General features: G+C 70.9%; 15 protein-coding genes. 8 read left to right on the forward strand and 7 right to left on the reverse strand.

Features of this window, described 5'->3' with window-relative positions:
- Positions 1 to 57: 57 nt before the first annotated feature.
- Positions 58 to 351 carry a DUF4287 domain-containing protein gene (locus DAI20_RS05710; protein WP_108249522.1) on the reverse strand — a complete coding sequence of 98 codons (294 nt, stop codon included), beginning with the start codon at positions 349 to 351 and terminating at the stop codon, positions 58 to 60.
- 474 nt (positions 352 to 825) lie between these two features.
- Between DAI20_RS05710 and DAI20_RS05715 the strand changes: the two genes are divergently transcribed.
- The 3 genes from DAI20_RS05715 (at position 826) to DAI20_RS05725 (ending at position 6,307) form a co-directional block, all read left to right on the forward strand.
- Complete coding sequence (locus tag DAI20_RS05715; protein WP_108249523.1) at positions 826 to 2,559, forward strand: ABC transporter ATP-binding protein; 1,734 nt, start codon at positions 826 to 828, stop codon at positions 2,557 to 2,559.
- Positions 2,556 to 4,778, forward strand: coding sequence for an ABC transporter ATP-binding protein (locus tag DAI20_RS05720; RefSeq protein ID WP_108249524.1), 2,223 nt, complete (start codon positions 2,556 to 2,558; stop codon positions 4,776 to 4,778). Before DAI20_RS05715 ends, DAI20_RS05720 begins: the two co-directional genes overlap by 4 nt.
- Positions 4,779 to 4,867: 89 nt before the next feature.
- Entirely contained in the window at positions 4,868 to 6,307 is a 1,440-nt protein-coding gene (locus tag DAI20_RS05725) for a glucose/sorbosone family PQQ-dependent dehydrogenase (protein ID WP_108249525.1), read from the forward strand.
- On the opposite strand, the gene DAI20_RS05730 is transcribed toward DAI20_RS05725, so the two are convergent.
- From DAI20_RS05730 to DAI20_RS05745, 4 genes are all read right to left on the reverse strand, one after another.
- On the reverse strand, positions 6,286 to 7,191 hold the full coding sequence (locus tag DAI20_RS05730) for a DUF4097 family beta strand repeat-containing protein (protein ID WP_108249526.1): 906 nt from the start codon (positions 7,189 to 7,191) through the stop codon (positions 6,286 to 6,288). The genes DAI20_RS05725 and DAI20_RS05730 overlap by 22 nt on opposite strands.
- A gap of 4 nt (positions 7,192 to 7,195) precedes the next feature.
- Positions 7,196 to 7,729, reverse strand: coding sequence for a hypothetical protein (locus DAI20_RS05735; protein ID WP_108249527.1), 534 nt, complete (start codon positions 7,727 to 7,729; stop codon positions 7,196 to 7,198).
- A 128-nt stretch (positions 7,730 to 7,857) separates the two neighbouring features.
- The gene (locus DAI20_RS05740; protein WP_240605889.1) at positions 7,858 to 8,490 is read right to left on the reverse strand and encodes an SGNH/GDSL hydrolase family protein; all 633 of its coding nucleotides are present in this window, start codon (positions 8,488 to 8,490) and stop codon (positions 7,858 to 7,860) included.
- 36 nt (positions 8,491 to 8,526) lie between these two features.
- A complete protein-coding gene (locus DAI20_RS05745) occupies positions 8,527 to 9,060 on the reverse strand; it encodes a hypothetical protein (protein ID WP_108249529.1) in 534 nt (177 codons plus the stop codon).
- Positions 9,061 to 9,244: 184 nt separating this feature from the next.
- Here DAI20_RS05745 and DAI20_RS05750 point away from each other — a divergent pair, with 184 nt between their 5' ends.
- Positions 9,245 to 9,973: a DUF72 domain-containing protein gene (locus tag DAI20_RS05750; protein ID WP_108249530.1), complete on the forward strand. Its 729-nt coding sequence runs from the start codon at positions 9,245 to 9,247 to the stop codon at positions 9,971 to 9,973.
- A gap of 45 nt (positions 9,974 to 10,018) precedes the next feature.
- On the opposite strand, the gene DAI20_RS05755 is transcribed toward DAI20_RS05750, so the two are convergent.
- Entirely contained in the window at positions 10,019 to 11,599 is a 1,581-nt protein-coding gene (locus tag DAI20_RS05755; RefSeq protein WP_108249531.1) for a multicopper oxidase family protein, read from the reverse strand.
- Positions 11,600 to 11,947: 348 nt separating this feature from the next.
- On the opposite strand from DAI20_RS05755, the gene DAI20_RS05760 reads away from it, so the two are divergent.
- From DAI20_RS05760 to DAI20_RS05775, 4 genes are all read left to right on the forward strand, one after another.
- Positions 11,948 to 13,840 carry a bifunctional copper resistance protein CopD/cytochrome c oxidase assembly protein gene (locus tag DAI20_RS05760; RefSeq protein ID WP_108249532.1) on the forward strand — a complete coding sequence of 631 codons (1,893 nt, stop codon included), beginning with the start codon at positions 11,948 to 11,950 and terminating at the stop codon, positions 13,838 to 13,840.
- Complete coding sequence (gene lepB / locus DAI20_RS05765; RefSeq protein WP_159084928.1) at positions 13,837 to 14,427, forward strand: signal peptidase I; 591 nt, start codon at positions 13,837 to 13,839, stop codon at positions 14,425 to 14,427. The genes DAI20_RS05760 and lepB overlap by 4 nt, the downstream gene beginning before the upstream one ends.
- 617 nt (positions 14,428 to 15,044) lie before the next feature.
- Entirely contained in the window at positions 15,045 to 15,752 is a 708-nt protein-coding gene (locus tag DAI20_RS05770; RefSeq protein WP_108249771.1) for a response regulator transcription factor, read from the forward strand.
- Positions 15,749 to 17,254 carry a sensor histidine kinase gene (locus tag DAI20_RS05775; RefSeq protein ID WP_108249534.1) on the forward strand — a complete coding sequence of 502 codons (1,506 nt, stop codon included), beginning with the start codon at positions 15,749 to 15,751 and terminating at the stop codon, positions 17,252 to 17,254. The genes DAI20_RS05770 and DAI20_RS05775 overlap by 4 nt, the downstream gene beginning before the upstream one ends.
- Before the next feature lie 23 nt (positions 17,255 to 17,277).
- Here DAI20_RS05775 and DAI20_RS05780 read toward each other — a convergent pair whose 3' ends face one another.
- A complete protein-coding gene (locus DAI20_RS05780; protein WP_108249535.1) occupies positions 17,278 to 18,300 on the reverse strand; it encodes a Gfo/Idh/MocA family protein in 1,023 nt (340 codons plus the stop codon).
- Positions 18,301 to 18,322 lie beyond the last annotated feature (22 nt).

The following is an 18,322-nucleotide window of genomic DNA, read 5'->3' on the forward strand; positions in this document are numbered from 1 at the left end:
GGGTGGGCAGGGTGCCGCTGCCTGGGCAGGGGCGGGAAGCGCGGTTCGAGGGTTGGGTCAGTAGCCCTCGGGCTTGGTGGCGACGCCGTCGAGCCAGAGGTGGTCCTTCGGGTCGCGGTGCGTGCCCGTCGACCCGACGTGCGCCGAGCTGATGCGCTCGCCGTTCTTGATGACGTGCACCATGGCCATCGCGTGCCCATGACCGAGGTCGTGTTCCTGCTTCAGCCACATGAGGATCGGAGTCGCCTTGGTGTCCGGTCCGAATCCGCGCTCGCGGGCGAGGTCGATGAACTGGCGGGGCGTGAGCCCCGTCTGCGCCTCGACGGTGTCGAGATAGGCCTGGAATGACATCGGGTGCTCCTTTGCATCGGGTGTCGCCCCATTGTGCCCTCCGCGGCCGGGGAAATGCGGACCGCGCCTCGACCGGACGTTAGTCAGCAGATCCCACCCGGAGCCCGGCGTGTTGTGCCGCCTGGACGGCGCGTCGGCTCAGATCTGCTGAGTTGCGTCGAGGGGTGCGGGGATCAGGGGGCGGGGCGTCAGCGCGTCGAGGGGTGCAGGGCGTAAGCGGTCGGAGGGTGTGGGGCTTGCGTTGAGGGGAGCGGGGATGAGCGGAGGGCCCCCGCCGACGAACGTTCACGAACGCGGCCTTGACCGCGGGCGAAGGGCAGTGGCACGCTGAAGGGTCGCCCGCGCCGCCCCTTCCCGGGGCGTCCGCGCGCCCGGAATCGGGCGGCTCGAGCACCCGTCGAGGTCCGCCGCGATTGTCGGTGGTCGCGGTTATCGTGCGGAGCGACCACGTCGCTGTGACAGTCCGGAGGGACGATGCTCGGAAAGCTGCTCCTCACGTACCTGAAGCCCTACCGCCGGCTGCTGCTCGGCGTGTTGATCTTCCAGTTCCTCTCGGCGCTGGCGAGCCTCTACCTGCCGAGCCTGAACGCCGAGATCATCAACAACGGCGTCGCCAAGGGGGACACCGGCTACATCTGGTCGACCGGCATGCTCATGCTCACCATCTCGCTCGGCCAGATCACCTCGTCGGTGATCGCGACCTACTTCGCCGCTCGTGCGGCCATGGCGTGCGGCCGGGACATCCGCAACGACGTCTTCGAGCGCGTGTCGAACTTCTCGGAGCGCGAGGTGTCGCAGTTCGGCGCCGGGTCGCTCATCACCCGCAACACGAACGACGTGCAGCAGGTGCAGATGCTGGCCATGATGGGCGCCACCATGCTGGTGACGGCGCCCCTGCTCGCCATCGGCGGCGTGATCATGGCGCTGCAGCAGGATGTGGGCCTCTCCTGGCTCATCGGCGTCTCGGTGCCCACGATCCTCGTCGTCGCCGGCCTCATCATCGGGCGCATGGTGCCGCTCTTCCGCAGCTACCAGAAGCGCCTGGACACCGTGAACCGCGTCATGCGCGAGCAGCTGAGCGGCATCCGCGTCGTGCGGGCGTTCGTGCGGGAGTCCATCGAGGAGGCGCGGTTCCGCCTCGCCAACACCGACATCATGGTCGTCGGCCGCAAGGTCGGCTCCCTGTTCGTGCTGCTCTTCCCGCTCGCGATGCTCGTGCTCAACGTCACGGTGGTCGGCGTCATCTGGTTCGGCGGCATCGAAGTCGACCGGGGCACGGTGGAGATCGGCACCCTGTTCGCCTTCATGCAGTACGTCGGTCAGATCCTCATGGGCGTGCTCATGGCCAGCTTCATGACGATCATGATCCCGCGCGCCGCGGTCAGCGGGGAGCGCATCGGTGCCGTGCTGAACAGCGAGACGACCCTGCACCGGCCCGTGAACGCTGAGCGCAGCTTCCCGGCCGCGGGCTCGATCGAGTTCCGCGACGCGGGCTTCACCTACCCGGGTGCTGAGCGGGCCGTGCTCGAGAACATCACCTTCTCCGCCGCGCCGGGGGAGACCGTCGCGATCGTCGGCTCGACCGGTGCGGGCAAGACCACGCTCGTCTCGCTCCTCCCGCGCCTGTTCGACGTGACGAGCGGCTCGGTGCTCGTGAACGGCACAGATGTGCGCAAGGCGGACCTGTCGGCGCTGTGGGCGTCCATCGGGCTGGTCCCGCAGCGGCCGTTCCTGTTCACGGGCACGGTGGCGTCGAACCTGCGGTTCGGCCGCGAGGACGCGACGGACGAGGAGCTCTGGCGTGCGCTCGAGATCGCCCAGGGACGCGACTTCGTGGCCGAGATGGAGGGTGGACTCGGCGCCCGCATCGCCCAGGGCGGAACGAACGTGTCGGGCGGGCAGCGGCAGCGCCTGGCGATCGCGCGGGCCATCGTCCACAATCCGGGCATCCTCGTGTTCGACGACTCCTTCTCAGCCCTCGACCTCACAACGGACGCGCGCCTGAGACAGGCGCTCTGGCGCGAGCTGCCGGGCGTGACGAAGATCGTCGTCGCCCAGCGCATCTCCACCGTGACGGATGCGGATCGCATCGTCGTGCTCGAGGACGGCCGCATCGTGGGACTCGGCACCCACGACGAGCTCCTGACCTCGAGCACCACCTACCGGGAGATCGTCCAGTCGCAACTCGGGGTGGAGGCGACGCGATGAGCGGGGCTCACACCAAGCGCAGGGGCGGCGAGAAGCCCGACGGAGCCGAGAAGCCCGACGGAGCCGAGAAGACCGGGAAGGCGGGAAAGGCCGGGAAGCCGGCGAAGGCCGAGAAGCCGGAAAAGGTTCTGACCGAGGAGGAGCGGTACGAGCTCGAGCTCGCCGAGCAGGCGCGCATCAACGCCGACGACTGGTCGAGCGTCGCGCCGGGCAAGGCGGCGAACTTCGGCCAGAGCTTCGGGCGGCTGATCGGGCTGCTGCGCCCGCACGCGTTCGCGTTCATCTTCGTGTCCGCCCTCGGCGCCATCGGCGTCGTGCTCGCGATCATCGCGCCGCGCATCCTCGGCGAGGCGACGAACATCATCTTCGAGGGCGTCATATCGCTGCAGCTCCCCGCGGGCGTGAGTCAGGCGCAGGCGGTGGACGGGCTCCGCGCGTCGGGGCAGGACGACCTCGCCAACATCGTCTCCGCCATGCAGAACCTGGTTCCCGGCGAGGGCGTCGACTTCGTGCGGCTGGGACGCATCCTTGGCATTGTGCTGATGCTCTACGTCGCGAGCTCGGTGCTCACCTGGCTCCAGGGCTTCGTCATCAACGTCATCATGATGCGCACGATGTGGCAGCTCCGCGAGTCGGTGGAGGCGAAGATCAACCGCCTGCCCCTCGCGTACTTCGACCGTGTGCAGCGCGGCGAGCTGATCTCCCGGGTGACCAACGACATCGACAACATCACGCAGACCATGCAGCAGGCGCTGTCCACGGTCGTCACCTCGGTGCTCACCGTCGTCGGCGTGCTCATCATGATGTTCACGATCTCGTGGCAGCTCGCCCTGGTGACCCTCGTGTCGCTACCGCTCATGGGCGTCATCTTCGGCATCATCGGCCCGAAGTCGCAGGCCGCGTTCACCACGCAGTGGCGCAAGGTCGGCCGCCTGAACGCGCGCGTCGAGGAGTCGTTCTCCGGCCACGCCCTCGTGAAGGTGTTCGGGCGCGAGCAGGACTCGCTCGAGAAGTTCAAGGCCGAGAACGAGGAGCTGTACCAGGCGGCGTTCCGGGCGCAGTTCCTCTCCGGCATGATCATGCCCGGCATGATGTTCATCGGGAACCTCACCTACGTGGGCATCGCCGTGCTCGGCGGCCTGATGGTGACCACGGGCCAGCTTCGCCTCGGCGACGTGCAGGCCTTCATCCAGTACTCGCAGCAGTTCACGCAGCCGCTGTCCGAGCTGGGCGGCATGGCGGCGGTCGTGCAGTCCGGCACGGCGTCTGCGGAACGCGTCTTCGAGCTGCTGGACGAGGAGGAGCAGGAGCCCGACCGCGCGGATGCGCCGGCGCCGGTGGACGGCGACGGCACGATCGTGTTCGAGAACGTCTCCTTCTCCTACTCGCCCGAGCACCCCCTCATCCGCGACCTGTCGTTCCGGGTGGAGCCGGGGCAGACCGTGGCCATCGTCGGCCCCACCGGCGCGGGCAAGACGACGCTCGTGAACCTCGTGATGCGCTTCTACGAGCTCGACGGCGGCCGGATCCTGCTCGACGGGCAGGACATCGCGTCCCTCACCCGGCATGACGTGCGGGCGCGGACCGGCATGGTGCTGCAGGACCCGTGGCTCTTCGCCGGCAGCATCCGAGAGAACATCCGCTACGGCAGGCAGTCCGCGACGGACGAGGAGATCCTCACCGCCGCGAGGGCGACGTACGTCGACCGCTTCGTGCACTCGCTGCCGGACGGGTACGACACCGTGCTCGACGAGGACGCGTCCAACGTGTCCGCGGGCGAGAAGCAGCTCATCACGATCGCCCGCGCGTTCGTCGCCCAGCCGTCGGTGCTCATCCTCGACGAGGCCACCTCGTCGGTGGACACGCGCACCGAGCTACTCCTTCAGCACGCAATGGCCGCGCTGCGCGAGGGACGCACGTCGTTCGTGATCGCCCACCGCCTGTCCACCATCCGGGATGCGGACCTCATCCTCGTGATGGAGCACGGCAGTATCGTGGAGCAGGGCAGCCACGACGCCCTGATCGCGGCGAAGGGCGCCTACTGGCGGCTGTACAACTCGCAGTTCGAGCAGGCGAGCGCGGATGTCGACGGCTCCGGCGACGCGCGGTCGCTCGCGCCGGGCACCTCAGGGGAGACGAACACCGCGACGCGGATCACAGCGGGGGAGACGAACACCGCGACGGCGGACACCGGTGAGGAGGCCACGCTCCGGTCATAGCCCCTGACCCGGTTGGTTGACCCGTCGCTCCGGGCCGGGTTACGGTGACGGCTTCGTCCGCATCGGATCCTCACCGGAAGCAGTGAACTATGACGTTCCCCCGACGGGCCGCCCTCGCCGCCCTGCTCCTCCCCCTCTCCGCGCTTCTCGCCGCCGGAACCGTCGCATCCGCTTCGGCGGCGGAGGCCGAGGTTCCCGACGGCGGGGACTTCGCGAAGCGGGTGGTGGCGACGGGGCTGAGCAATCCCTTCGAGGTGGCGCAGGGCCCGGACAGGCGACTGTGGGTGACCGAGCGGACCAGCAGGGAGGTGACGCAGGTGGATCCCGCCACCGGTGCCATCAGAACCATCCTCACGGTCCCCGACGTGGTGATCACTCCGGGGACCCAGGACGGGCTCCTCGGTATGGCGATCCATCCCGGACTGCGCGCCGGAGGGCCTACGAACTTCGTCTACCTCGCCTACACCTACGACGCCAATTCCGGCTCGGCCCTCGACCGGAAGCAGAAGCTGGTTCGCTACACGTACCGCACGGCAACACGGACGCTCGACAGCCCGCGCGTGGTGATCTCCGGTCTGCCCGCCAGCAACGATCACAACTCGGGTCGCCTGGTACTCGCGCCCGATGGCCGGCTCAACTACACGATCGGTGATCGCGGCAACAACCACAACCAGAACGCGTGCCGGCCGAATCTCGCGCAGAGACTGCCCACGACCGCGGAGGTTGCAGCGAAGGACTGGACGGCCTACCAGGGCAAGACGCTGCGCCTGAACACCGACGGCAGCGTGCCGTCCGACAATCCCACCATCAAGGGCGTGCGCAGCCACGTCTTCACCTACGGGCACCGCAACCCCCAGGGTCTCGTCTTCGCGCCGAGCGGGCGGCTGTACTCCTCCGAGCAGGGCCCGAGGACCGATGACGAGATCAACCTGCTGCGGGCGGGTGGGAACTACGGCTGGCCGAACGTCGCCGGCTACAAGGACGACAGCGCGTACGTCTACGCCAACTGGTCGGCGGCGACGGGCTGCGGGACCACGGTGCAGTACGACGAGGACCGGATCCCGGCCGCCGTGCCCCAGCAACGCGAGTCGTCGTTCTCCGACCCCGCTTTCGTGCCGCCGCTCCGCGCCTACTACACCGTCCCCACGGGACACGACTTCACGGGCAGCGCCTGCGACGGGTCCGGCTACTACTTCGTGTGCTACCCGACGATCGCGCCGTCCAGCCTGGACTACTACGCCGGCGCCGCCATCCCCGGTTGGAAGGACTCGCTGCTGATGACGACGCTCAAGACCGGCAGGGTCTACCGGGTGCCGGTCGGCGCGGACGGCCGGCTGAGCGGTGCCAGCCAGCCGCTGTGGATCTCGGTCAACCGCTATCGGGACACGGCGATCGCATCCGACGGCGCGACGATCTACGTGGCGACGGACAGCGCCGGCATCACGCGAGGCGGCAACGGGGATGCGACCCAGTCGCTCGCGAACCCGGGATCGATCCTCGCCTTCCGCTACGACCCCGCACGCGGCTGATCGGCGGTCCCGATGGGCGCCTCAGCGGGCATCTCCGGGGAGCGGCGGATGATGATGTCGCCCCAGGAGCTTCGCGCGCGCACCTCCACGGTCTCGTCGGCCGCGCCCGGGCCGGAGTCCTCGGCCAGCTCGTTCCGCACCCGACCGTGCTGGGTGCTGAGGTCGAGCCACGCGGCGGTTCCCCTCCGGATGCCCGCCTCGAGCGTCCCGTAGGAGGACTCGAGCAGGAGCGACTCCCGCACCGCCTCCGCGATTCGGACGCTCCCGTAGGCGGTTCTCGCCACGACCGAGGCGCCCGCCCGGTCCACCGCGAGGTCGCCGTGCGCGCCGTTGAAACGCAGCGGGCCCGTCACCGTGCCGAGCCTGGTTGCGCCGTAGGAGTTCCTGACGACCGCGCTGCCGTCGATCCGGTGGGCTCGGATGGCCCCGGAGGACGTGGTCAGCTCCACGTTGCCCGTCGCGTGCTCGACGGACACGTCCCCGCTGCCGGTGCGCAGCTCCAGCGCCCCCGTCCGCTGGAGGTGGATGTCGCCGACGCCGGTCGTGATCGAGCACTCCGACAGCTGCCCGCTGGCGTAGAGGCTGCCGACGACCGTCTCCCCGTGCACCCGCGAGCCGGTGGGCACCTCGACGCTCACCTCGATCGACTCCCGCCCGCCGAAGGGCGAGTACTGCTTCCAGCCGCGCGGGGCCGTGATGCGCAGCTCGCCCCGGTCGTACTGCACTCGGGCGTGCTCGGCGGCTCGCACGTCTGCGGCACGGCCGGGGTCGGCGGGGCGGATCTCCACCACGGTGTCGGTGCGGTCGCCGGCGTGGATCCGCACGTCGCCGACGGTCAGGCCGATCACCACCGAGACGGGGTGCGCAGTGGGGAAGGTGGGCATGGTGTCAGCGCACCCAGCCGGTGAAGCGGGAGCCGACGTCGTGCTGATCCCGCTGCTTGCGGGGTCGGTTCTTGGCCTCGAGCGCGTCACCGACCGCGCGGACCAGCCAGGAGTTGACGGAGATCCCCTCCCTGCTCGCCGCGTCCTCGACCCGTGACTTGAGGTGGTCGGGCAGGCGCAGCGTGGTGCGCGAGGTGGCGCCCTCGTCGGCGTCCGCCCCGGTGGGGGTGCTCGGCAGCGGGCGCGCGGGCCGCGAGTCCCTGTGGTCGAGCTCGACTTCGGCGAATGCATCGGCGGCGGGAAGGGTGACGACGAACTCGGGGTCGCGGCCCCGCAAGCGCACGTCCACCGACCCGGGAGCGAGGTCCCGGGTGATCTCGCTCGCCGCCGCCGCGAGCGCGTCGAGCAGCACGAGCCGGGTCGCCGCCTCCAACGGCGCGGCGAGGCGCTCGGCCAGCTGCCGCGCCTCCTCACCGCCGGCGTCGGCCGCTACCGCCAGCTGGCGGTGCAGGTCCTCGATGTACTGCGACAGGTCCATGACACCATTGTGACGCCACGCTGACGATGCCGCGGTATCACCCGCAACCGCGACCCCCAGCGGCACCACACGGTCCTGGGCTCGCCGAAGAGACGAGACCGGCGCCCGGGCCCGAACCCGCTCGGGCCTCAGCGGATCACGCGCGACGGGCGCGGATCGTGATCCCCCGCGGCCCACTCCGCGATCGCCCTGGCGATCTTCGCGCCGCCGACGGAGGACGGCTCGATCGGGTTCGCGTAGTCGGCGTCCTCCGAGCAGATGAGCCGCAGGTCGAGCAGGTCGACGCCGCGGGCGAAGGCGGCACGCGTGATGCAGTCGTTGAACAGACCGATCGCGGTGCGGATGACGGCGTGGTTGGGCGCCGACGGGGGCGTGTCGTAGATCGTGCACACCGCGAGGGGCAGTCCCGTCGCCAGCACCGCGTCGAGCATCGCCTCGTACGCCGTGGTGAATGGGCCCTGCTGCGCGCCGAGGGTCGCGATCGCCTCGGCGACGCTCGAGACGGGTGCGTTCAGCAGGTGGGCGAAGCCGAGCGCGTCGTTGCCGCCGACGCTCACCACCAGGTGGCTGGCGTCATCCGGGCGACCCGACAGCTGGCGGCGCACGCCGTCGATCACGTCGCCGTCCACCGCGAGGAGGGTGGCGTTCCAGCCCTGCGGGAGGGCGTCCCTAACCTGAGCGACCACGTCGGGCCCGCCGCCGACGTACGCGCCATTGTCGAGGATCGAGTCGCCCAGCAGGACGACGTGGTCACCGTTCATCTGTCCCATCCTTCCCGTGATCCCGCTTCGCGCGGGTCAGAGCGTGCGCCACCTCAGGCGGCGCAGGTCCGTGCGCAGGTCGAGCAGGCGGTCTTCCCGCTCGGCGTCGTATCTCGCGTCCTTCGGACCGGTCCACCCCACGCCGTTGAGAATCGCGACGCCGACGTCGTCCATGGCCTGCCGGTGCGCGTCCCGCACCACCTCGTCGACGTAGTCGGGATCGTCCGCGAAGGCGGTCAGCTCCTTCGCCAGCGCGCTGTGCACGACCTGGCGCTGACGCAGCACGGGCTCGTCCTCCGCGCCGTAGTCGTGCTCGTGCCGAGCCTTGCCCACCAGGCGCTCGGCGCGGCGACGGAGCACGCCCGCCCGGATCGCGTAGCCCTCCTGCTCCCCGGCCAGCCGGCCGAGCTCGCGGCGGACGGCCTGAGCGGTCTCCTCGGTGCTGAACGGAGCGCGGTCGCGCAGGGCACGCAGGATGATCCAGTTGCGCACGGCCAGCACGAGCGCCGCCCGAGCGACGAGGAGGCCCTCCTCGGTCGCCCGCGCCTCATCGGCCGGCGGTATGCGCACCTGCTGGCCTCCCCACGACGACGTCCTCGATTACCGAGTCTGCTCGGACGCCGTCCTCGGCGTCATTGTCCATCGTGCCATTGCGCGGGTCGCGGCGGGTGCCGCCGGCGACCTGCCGACGCGGGCCATGCGCCTGTCGGGCACCCGGGCTCGGTTACCGTGAGCGGGGGAGAGGGGGAACAGGATGGGCGTGTGGGTCGGCACCTCGGGCTGGAGCTATGAGCACTGGGACGGCGTGCTCTATCCGCACGGGACCTCGCGCTGGGACCGCCTCGGCCACTACGTCGCCGAGTTCCCCACCGTAGAGCTGAACGCGAGCTTCTATCGCTGGCCGCGCGTGGCCGGCTTCGCGAGCTGGCGCCGGCGACTGCCGCCCGGCTTCCGGCTGTCGGTCAAGGCGCCGCGCGGGCTGACCCACGCCAAGCGGCTCTTCGCGCCGGAGGCGTGGATCGATCGGATTGCCCGGTGCTGGCACGAGCTCGGGGACAAGCGGGCGGTGCTGCTCGTGCAGCTCCCGCCGCACCTCGCCCGCGACGACGCGCGACTCGACTACTTCCTGGGCCGGCTGCCGGACTGGATCGACGTCGCGGTGGAGTTCCGGCATGAGAGCTGGCATACCGAGGAGGTGTTCCGGCTGCTGGAGCGGCACGGCACCGCGTACTGCGTGATGAGCGGCGCGGGGCTGCCCTGCGTGCTGCGCGTCACGGCGCCTCGCGCGTACGTGCGTCTGCACGGTCCCGATCCGCACCACCTTTATGGCGGCTCGTACTCCGACGACGACCTGCGCTGGTGGGCGGACCGCATCCGTGAGTGGGCGGACGCGGGCGTGGACGTGTACGCCTACTTCAACAACGACGGGGGCGGCAACGCGGTGCGCAACGCCCGGACCCTGAATGCACTGATCCGCGGGTAGCGCGTCCACTCGCTACCCGCGGATCAGTGGTCCTGTGCGGCGGCGTCAGTCGTACTTGGCCGGGTCCGCCTTGATCGGGTCGTTCGCGTCGTAGTCGCCCGCCTTGTAGCCGACGCTGAACTGGGCCATCATGTCGTGGTCCTCGTGCGGCAGGTTGTGGCAGTGCACCATGTAGCGGCCCTTCTGGTGCTCGAACCGCATGATCAGCCGCACGGTCTCGCCCTCACCGACGTAGACGACGTCCTTCGGGCCCTTCTCCCAGGCGAACGGCGGATTGCCGTTGCGGGAGAGGATCTGGAAGTCGACGAGGTGGATGTGCAGCGGGTGGTACCAGCCGCCGGAGCTGTTTTCGAACTCCCAGATCTCGACGGCGTCGTAGTCGGGGTCTGCGATGACCTTCTGGTACTCGCTCGCGATGACGTCACCCCAGGTGATGCCGTCGATGGTCCAGATGTTGTTGTCGCGCTTGAGCCGGAAGCGCCGAGTCTTCACGGCGTCCGACGGCTTGAGCGACATCGCCGTGCTCGGCACGAGGGTCGTCGGCAGCTTGGTCGCCTTCGGGTCGGACAGGTCCACGGGGTCGGCCGTCACGTCGAAGGCCATGACCTTGCCGGTGAAGTCGAAGTCGATGTTGTTCTTGTTCGACGCATTGCGCAGCTCGATGCGCGTCCCGGGGGCGTACTTGGAGAAGTCGATGAGGACCTCGTAGCGCTCGGCGCCGGCGTGCCGCCAGGAGGTCACCGTCTGAGCGACGGGCATGAGGCCGCCGTCGGTGGCCACCATGGTGACGGGGGCTCCGTTGCTCAGCGAGAACCGGTAGGACCGGGAGATCGACGCGTTCAGCACGCGGAAGCGGTAGATGCGGCGCTTGACCTTCATGACCGGCCAGGGCTTGCCGTTGACCAGGATCACGTCTCCCCACAGCCCGGACTGGGTCTTGTCGTCGTAGGACAGCTTCCCGTTCCGCGAGAACATCGCGTCCGTCACGGTGAGGGGCACGTCGAACTCGCCCTGCGGGAGCAGCCGGCGCTCGTCGTCGTCGTGGAGGTGGTACTGCCCCGCCAGGCCCGAGTACGCGTTCTGCGCCGTGTTGTGCACGGCGTGATCGTGGTACCAGAGCGTCCGGGCCGGCTGGCTGTTCGGGTAGCGATAGGTCTTGCTCTGGTCCTTCGCGGTGAGGTCGCTGGCGTACCCGTCGTACTGCGGCAGGGAGGCGGACCCGTGCAGGTGGGTCGAGGTGTGGAGCGCGTGTCCCCAGGTGGGGTGGAGCAGCGGCAGCTTGTTGCGGACCTTCACCCGGATGGGCTCGCCCTTGTCCGCGACGATCGTCGGACCGGGGAAGACGCCGTTGTAGCCGAGCACGGTGGTCTTCAGGCCGGGCACGATGTCCGCTTCGGCCGCCAGCTCGCTGATCTCGTAGTAGGGGCTCGCCTCCGCGTCGGGCGACGTCGATCGAGGGAGTTCCTTGGGAATGGGAAGCGGCGTCGCGAAGCGCTTGGGGAAGTTGGCGGTGGCCAGCGTGCTGGGCGTCGAGGCCTGCGCCTGGGTCAGCGGGACGGTGAGAGCCGCGGCGCCGATGGCACCGATGCCTCCGACCTGAAGGGCTGTGCGTCGTGTGATGGTCATGTCTCGTCCTCTCGGCGAGCGGGGGCTCGCGGGAAGGGGGAAGGGGGAAGGGGTTGGGGGCGGAGGCGACACGGATGCGGGTCGCCTCCAGGGGGTGCTGTGTTCCGGGGGTGCTGTGCTGCGAGTTGCCGTGAGTGCTTTCCGGCTGGGGGGCGGCCGTACCACTCGGTGCAGGTTCAGGAGTAGTTGCCGTGCCCTGGAAAAAACTTGTCCTCTCGCCCGTCCCTCTTTCTGGCTTCCCGCTCGTCCCGCCGCGGGCGCCACGTTGGTTTTTCGCAAGGTCGCTGCGGGACGGTATGCGTGCGCCGGCGACCGCCTAGAGGCGCCACAGGTCGGAAGGAAAGCACGATGCGGATCATGGGGACGACGAGGACCGCGCTGGTGGCACTGGTGGGAGCCGGGCTGCTCGCCCTCACCTTCGCCTTCACGCTGTCGAGGGCGGCGGAGCCCGCGCTCCTCGACCGCACCGGACCCCTCGTGATCTGGGGCCTGCCCATGGCGAAGCTGGGGGTGAACGTCGCCGCGTCCGTGGTGATCGGCGCTCTGCTTCTCGCGGTGACCGCGCTGTCGCCGGGAACCCCGGCCCGGAGGCGCGCCCTCGTCCTTGCCCGCGCCGGTGCGGTTGCGTGGAGCGCCTGCGCCCTCGTGGTCGCGATCCTCACGTTCCAGACCGTGGCGAACCTGCCGATCCTCTCCCCGGAGGCCGGTGACGCCCTCTGGATGTTCTTCACCATCGTTCCCCTCGGCCGCGCGACGGTCGCCGCCGTCGTGCTCGCCGCCACCACGGCGGTGCTCGTCTTCACCGCCCGGTCCCGTGCGACCCTCGTGCTCACGGGTGTCGTCGCGTTCGCGGGTACGGTGCCTCTCGTGCTCAACTCGCACGCCGCCGGCGGCCGCGGTCACGCCGACAGCACCGTCGCCGTCGTCCTGCACGTGGCCGGGGCCTCGGTGTGGCTGGGTGGGCTCCTCGTCCTCATCGCCGTGCGATCGGCAGTGCCTGCGGATCAGCGGGCGACGCTCGTGCGGCGGTACTCCACCTTCGCGCTGGCCGCGTTCATCGTGCTGGCCGTGTCCGGCGTGGTGGCGGCGTGGGCCGCGCTGGGCACGTGGTCGGAGCTGTTCTCGGCCTACGGAGCGCTTGTCCTGGCCAAGACGGCCGCGCTCGGCCTCCTCTTCCTGTGCGGCGCGGCGCAGCGCCTCGTCGTCGTGCGCGCCCTCGACCGTCGGGCCCCGTCCGCGGGCCGCCACTTCGCCGCGCTCGTCGTGGTGGAGCTCACGATCATGGGCGCGGCGTCCGGTGTGGCGGCGGCTCTGGCCCGCACGACACCGCCGGCCGCGCCGGACACCGGCGTCGACGGGGCCCTGCTGCCGGTGTTCGGTGTGGTTCCCGCGCTGACCCAGTGGCGCATCGACCCCCTCTGGCTGCTCGTCTGCGGGTTCGCGGCCGTGCTCTACCTCGGCGGCGTCCGTCGGCTGCGGAGCCGCGGCGAGGGCTGGCCGGTGCGCCGGAGCGTCCTCTGGCTCAGCGGCGTCGCGCTGCTGTTCGTCGTGACCAACGGCGGCCTGCACATGTATCAGGGCTTCCTGCTGAGCGCGCACGCCGCGACGCAGGCCGTCGTACTCGCGGTGGTGCCGCTGCTCCTGGTCGGCGGCGCACCCGGGACGCTGATCGAGCGCACCGTGGAACCGCGCCGCGACGGCACGCTTGGCGCTCTCGAGGTCGCTCGCTCGCTCGCCCGGCCCGCACGCTGGATCAGCACTCGGCCCCACCTTCCGACGCTCGTCGTGGCCCTCGCGTTGACGGCGACCCTCGCGTCACCGCTGCAGCGCTACGCCGCGCTCGCCGAGGCGGGGTACTCGCTCTCCGTCATCGCCGCGCTCGCCGCGGGGACCGTGTTCGCGCTGGCCGTCGTGCCGGCGGCGGGCCTGTCCCGGGGTGACCGGCTCTTCGCGATCACCGGTGCGGCGATCGTGATCGGCGCCTTCGGAGCGTGGATCCGCGCGCAGGCACCGGGGCTCGAGGAGGTCTGGTTCCGGGCGGTGGGGAACCCGTGGGGCGACGCGCCCGCCGTGGCGCCGGAGTGGGCTGGTCCGCTGCTCTGGAGCATCGCTGGGCTGGGCCTCGCCGCGGCGGCGGTCCTGGTGACCCGTCGGTCGGGCGCCGAACCGGACGGCACGTCCCTTCCGGCCGCCCCGGCCCCCGCCTTCGGCGTAGTCGTCGCACCGCGGGTGGACGCGTGAGCAGCCCCGCGGACCCGACCGCCGCCACGGCAGTCCCCGGTGGGGCCGCTGCCGGCCCGTCCCCGTCGACTCCGCGGGTCCCGCCGCACCGGCGCGGGGGGACCCGCGGCCGGTTCCGCGGTGCCGCCGTGGCCGCGGGCTGCCTCGTCGTTCTCGCCGCCGTGCGCATCCTGGTGTTCCAGCCCACCGTCGTGACGTCCGGCAGCATGGAGCCGACGATCGACGCCGGCACCGTGGTGTGGGTCAACGCGCTCGGGCCGCGGCTCGGACCGGTCGAGGTGGGCTCCCTCGTCTCCGCCCGCCTCGACGACGGCACCACGGTCATCAAGCGGCTGATGGCCACGGAGGGGCAGACGGTCGAGATCTACGGCGGCGCCCTCCGCATCGACGGGCGCGAGCTCGATGAGCCGTACGCGGACAACAGCGACATGGGCGGCATCTTCTTCGGCCCGGTGCGCGTGCCCGAGGGTCAGGTGTTCCTGCTCGGCGACAACCGCCTGGACTCCATCGACTCCCGGGTCTTCGGCCCCCTCGACGAGTCCGCGCTGCAGGGCACCGTCCTCGTGGTCCTGCCCCGCCTCTTCTGACCCGCCCCACGGTCGCGTGCACGGTCGCTGAGGTCGTCGAAGCGACGTGGAGTGCCTGCGCGGGTTCGGTCGCGTCCCTTCGACAGGCTCAGGGACCGGAGGGGGCCGTTCGCGTGTACGGTCGCTGAGCTTGTCGAAGCGACGTGGGGTGCCTCTGCGGTTCGCAACGTCCCTTCGACGGGCTCAGACACCGCGACAGGTCCCGTGCACGGCGCCCGGGCCGGTGTCGCCGCGCACGACGAACCGGCCGGCGATCCTGTGATCGCCGGCCGGTCCTGCCCGGAGGCCCCCGTGACCTCACGGGCCGTCGGCGCCACCTCCTCCCAGGGAGGGATGCGCCGACCAACTGTCCGAGCACGCTCACCCAGTGGCGCGGACAGCCGTTCCCGTCGCTCAGCCCACGTCGCGTCTCCTTCGTCGATTCCACGCGAAGACGCGAGGACGGTATCGTCACGGTAGGAAGCGGACCCTGTGAAAAGCTGGCGGCGCCGGGCTCTCGGCTTCCTGGGCAGCGGCAAGCGGGTTCATAGCCTCCGCATAGGAATCGCACAAACAATGGGTGCGTGACCACGACGAACGGCTCCTTCCAGTCCCCCTCCTCCGCGCACCAGCCGCGCATGACGCGCGCCGACGGATCACCCGTGCGGGTGCTCGTCGTGGACGACGAGAAGTCGCTGACCGACCTGCTGCAGATGGCCCTGCGCTACGAGGGCTGGTCCATCCGCACCGCGGAGAACGGCCAGCAGGCCCTGGCGGTCGCGCGGGAGTTCCGGCCGGACGTGATCGTGCTCGACGTCATGCTTCCCGACATCGACGGCCTCAAGGTCCTCGGCCGCATCCGCGCCGACGGCCAGGACGTGCCGGTGCTCTTCCTCACCGCGAAGGACTCGCTCGACGACCGGATCGCCGGCCTCACCGCGGGTGGCGACGACTACGTGACGAAGCCGTTCAGCCTCGAGGAGGTCGTCGCCCGGCTGCGCGGTCTGATCCGCCGCTCGACGCTCACCGTCAGCGACGCCGCGAATCCCGAGCTCGTCGTCGGCGACCTCGTTCTGAACGAGGACAGCCACGAGGTGTCCCGCGGTGGCGCGCCCATCGAGCTCACGGCGACGGAGTTCGAGCTCCTCCGCTACCTCATGCGCAACCCGCGCCGCGTGCTGAGCAAGATGCAGATCCTCGACCGGGTCTGGAGCTACGACTTCGGCGGTCGATCGAGCGTTGTGGAGATCTACATCTCCTACCTCCGGCGCAAGATCGACGCGGGTCGAGAGCCCATGATCCACACGGTGCGCGGCGCCGGCTACATGCTCAAGGCCGCTTCATGACCCTGCGGCGGCGCCTCGTGCTGGGGATCGTCGCCCTGCTCGCGCTCGTGAGCATCGTGATCGGCATCGCGAGCGTCGCCTTCCTGCGCGGCACACTGATGGCGCAGCTCGACCGCCAGCTCGTGCAGTCCGCGGACCGTGCCCTCGGGGCCATCGAGGGGCCGTTCGGCGGCGGCGGGGGCGGCGGTCCGGACGGCGGTCCCGGCCTGGAGCGCGGCCAGGGAGCCGGAACGCTCGTCGCGATCGCGGTCGGGGACACCGTCGAGTTCGCGGGGTTCATCGACGTCGAGGGAGCCCAGCAGACGCTGAGCGTCGACCAGCAAGAGCAGCTCCTCGCCATCGAGCCGGATGCCGGCCCCGTCTCCGCAGACCTCGGCGGTGAGCTCGGAACCTATCGCTTCCTCGCCCAGAGCAGCTCGCTCGGCGGCACCGTCATCACCGGCCTGCCGCAGCGCGACGTGAACTCGACGCTCGCGCAGCTCGTGACGGTCATCGTGCTCGTCACGCTGCTCGGGGTCGCGTTCGCCGCGGTGGCCGGCACCGCCGTCGTCCGCCGAGCGCTGCGTCCCCTCGACCGCGTCGCCCAGACCGCGACCGACGTCGCCGCCCTCGAGCTCGACCGGGGCGAGGTCGCCCTCGCCGTGCGAGTGCCCACCGAGGACACCGACCGGCGCACCGAGGTGGGCAAGGTCGGGTACGCGATCAACGGCATGCTCGGTCACATCGCCAAGGCGCTGAACGCGCGCCGCGAGAGCGAGAACCGGGTGCGCCGCTTCGTGTCGGACGCCAGCCACGAGCTCCGCACGCCCCTCGCCTCCATCCGCGGCTACGCCGAGCTCACCCGCATGGGCGGTCACGAGCTGCCCGCCGACGTCGTGCATGCGCTCGGCCGAATCGAGTCGGAGTCCACCCGGATGACCGCCATCGTGGAAGACCTCCTCCTTCTTGCGCGGCTCGACGAGGGCAGGGAGCTCGAGCGCTCGCCCGTCGACCTGACGCGCGTGCTGCTCGACGCCGTCAGCGACGCGCACGCCGCGGGTCGCGACCACGAGTGGGACCTCGATCTCCCCGAGGAGCCGGTGACCGTGCTGGGTGACGGCTCCCGCCTGCACCAGGTAATCGTGAACCTCCTGGCCAACGCCCGGGTGCACACGCCCGCCGGAACCCGCGTGACGACCTCCTTAGGACTCGAGCAGGGCGAGAGGCCCATGGCGGTCGTGCGCGTGGCCGACGACGGGCCCGGCATCGACGAGAAGCTTCTGCCGACCCTGTTCGAGCGATTCGTTCGCGGGGACGACTCCCGCTCGCGCGCGACGGGCAGCACCGGTCTCGGTCTCGCCATCGTGCAGGGCGTCGTCGCCGCGTCGGGTGGCTCCGTCGCGGCCGAGAGCAGGCCCGGCAACACGGTCTTCACCGTGCGGCTGCCGCTGGCCGCCGATCACCACGCGCACGCGGCCGCGGAGCCCGCGCCGGCTCACGAGCGCCGCGCGTCCGCGGGCTGACGCCGCTCGGCGAGCCGACCGGATCAGGGCAGCCGCTCGACCGGGTAGACCAGGCCGAGCTCGGCGCGCCAGGCGTCGAGCAGGCGCGCGTTGCCCAGCGAGTCGGCCCAGGTCATCTGCGGCGCCTCGAGCGCGTCCCCCCGGTCGCCCACCGCATCCGCCTCGAGGCCGTACTGCAGGATCTGCTGCACCTCGATCCGCTCCGTCGGCCGGCCGATCGCCGACACGAGGATCTCCGACGACTCGCCCTGCCGCACGGAAAACGGCGACGGCACGTCGATCTGCCCCCGCGTGCCGAGGATCCGCACCCGGCGCTCGCCGTCGACGCGGATTCCGGCGGAGATGGTCGCGGTGATGCCGTCGTCGAAGGTGAGTTGAGCCACCGCGTATTCGTCCACCCCGGTCTCGCCGATGTGGCCCGCGCCCGCGACCGTGAGCGGGTCGGCGAAGGGGCGGCCCAGGGCCGCGCCGACGACCAGCCGCGTGATCGAGGCGGGGTAGCACCCGACGTCGAGGATGCCGCCACCGGCCACGGCGGCGTCGAAGAGGCGGTTGCCCGGGTCGTGGTTGGCGCTGAACGCGTACTGGGCCTCGACCGCCCGGACGCGCCCGATGGCGCCGGAGCGCACGAGCTCGAGGAGCTTCTCGGTCTGCGGGAAGAACCGGTAGGCGAAGGCCTCGGCGAGGAACACGCCGTTCCGGCGCGCGGCCTCCACCGCCTCCCTCGCCCACGCCTCCGAGATGGCCAGGGGCTTCTCGCACAGCACGTGCTTGCCGGCATCGGCCGCCCGGGCGGCCCACTCGTGGTGGTTGGTGTGCACGGTGGCGATGTAGACGGCGTCGACGCGGTCGTCGGCCAGCAGCTCCTCGTAGCTGCCGTAGGAGGACGGGGCGTCGAACTCGCGTGCGAGGGCCGCGGCGCGGTCCGCGTCGCGCGCCGCGACAGCCTGCAGGCGACCGGTGCGCGTGTGCGGCAGCTCTCGCGCGAACGTGCGCGCGATGCCGCCGGCGCCGAGGGTCCCCCAGCGGATGGAAGTAGTCGACATGAACGCCCCTGTTCCTCGTGGC

The organism is Planctomonas deserti, from assembly GCF_003067705.1.
In the GTDB taxonomy this organism is placed as follows: Bacteria; Actinomycetota; Actinomycetes; order Actinomycetales; family Microbacteriaceae; genus Planctomonas; species Planctomonas deserti.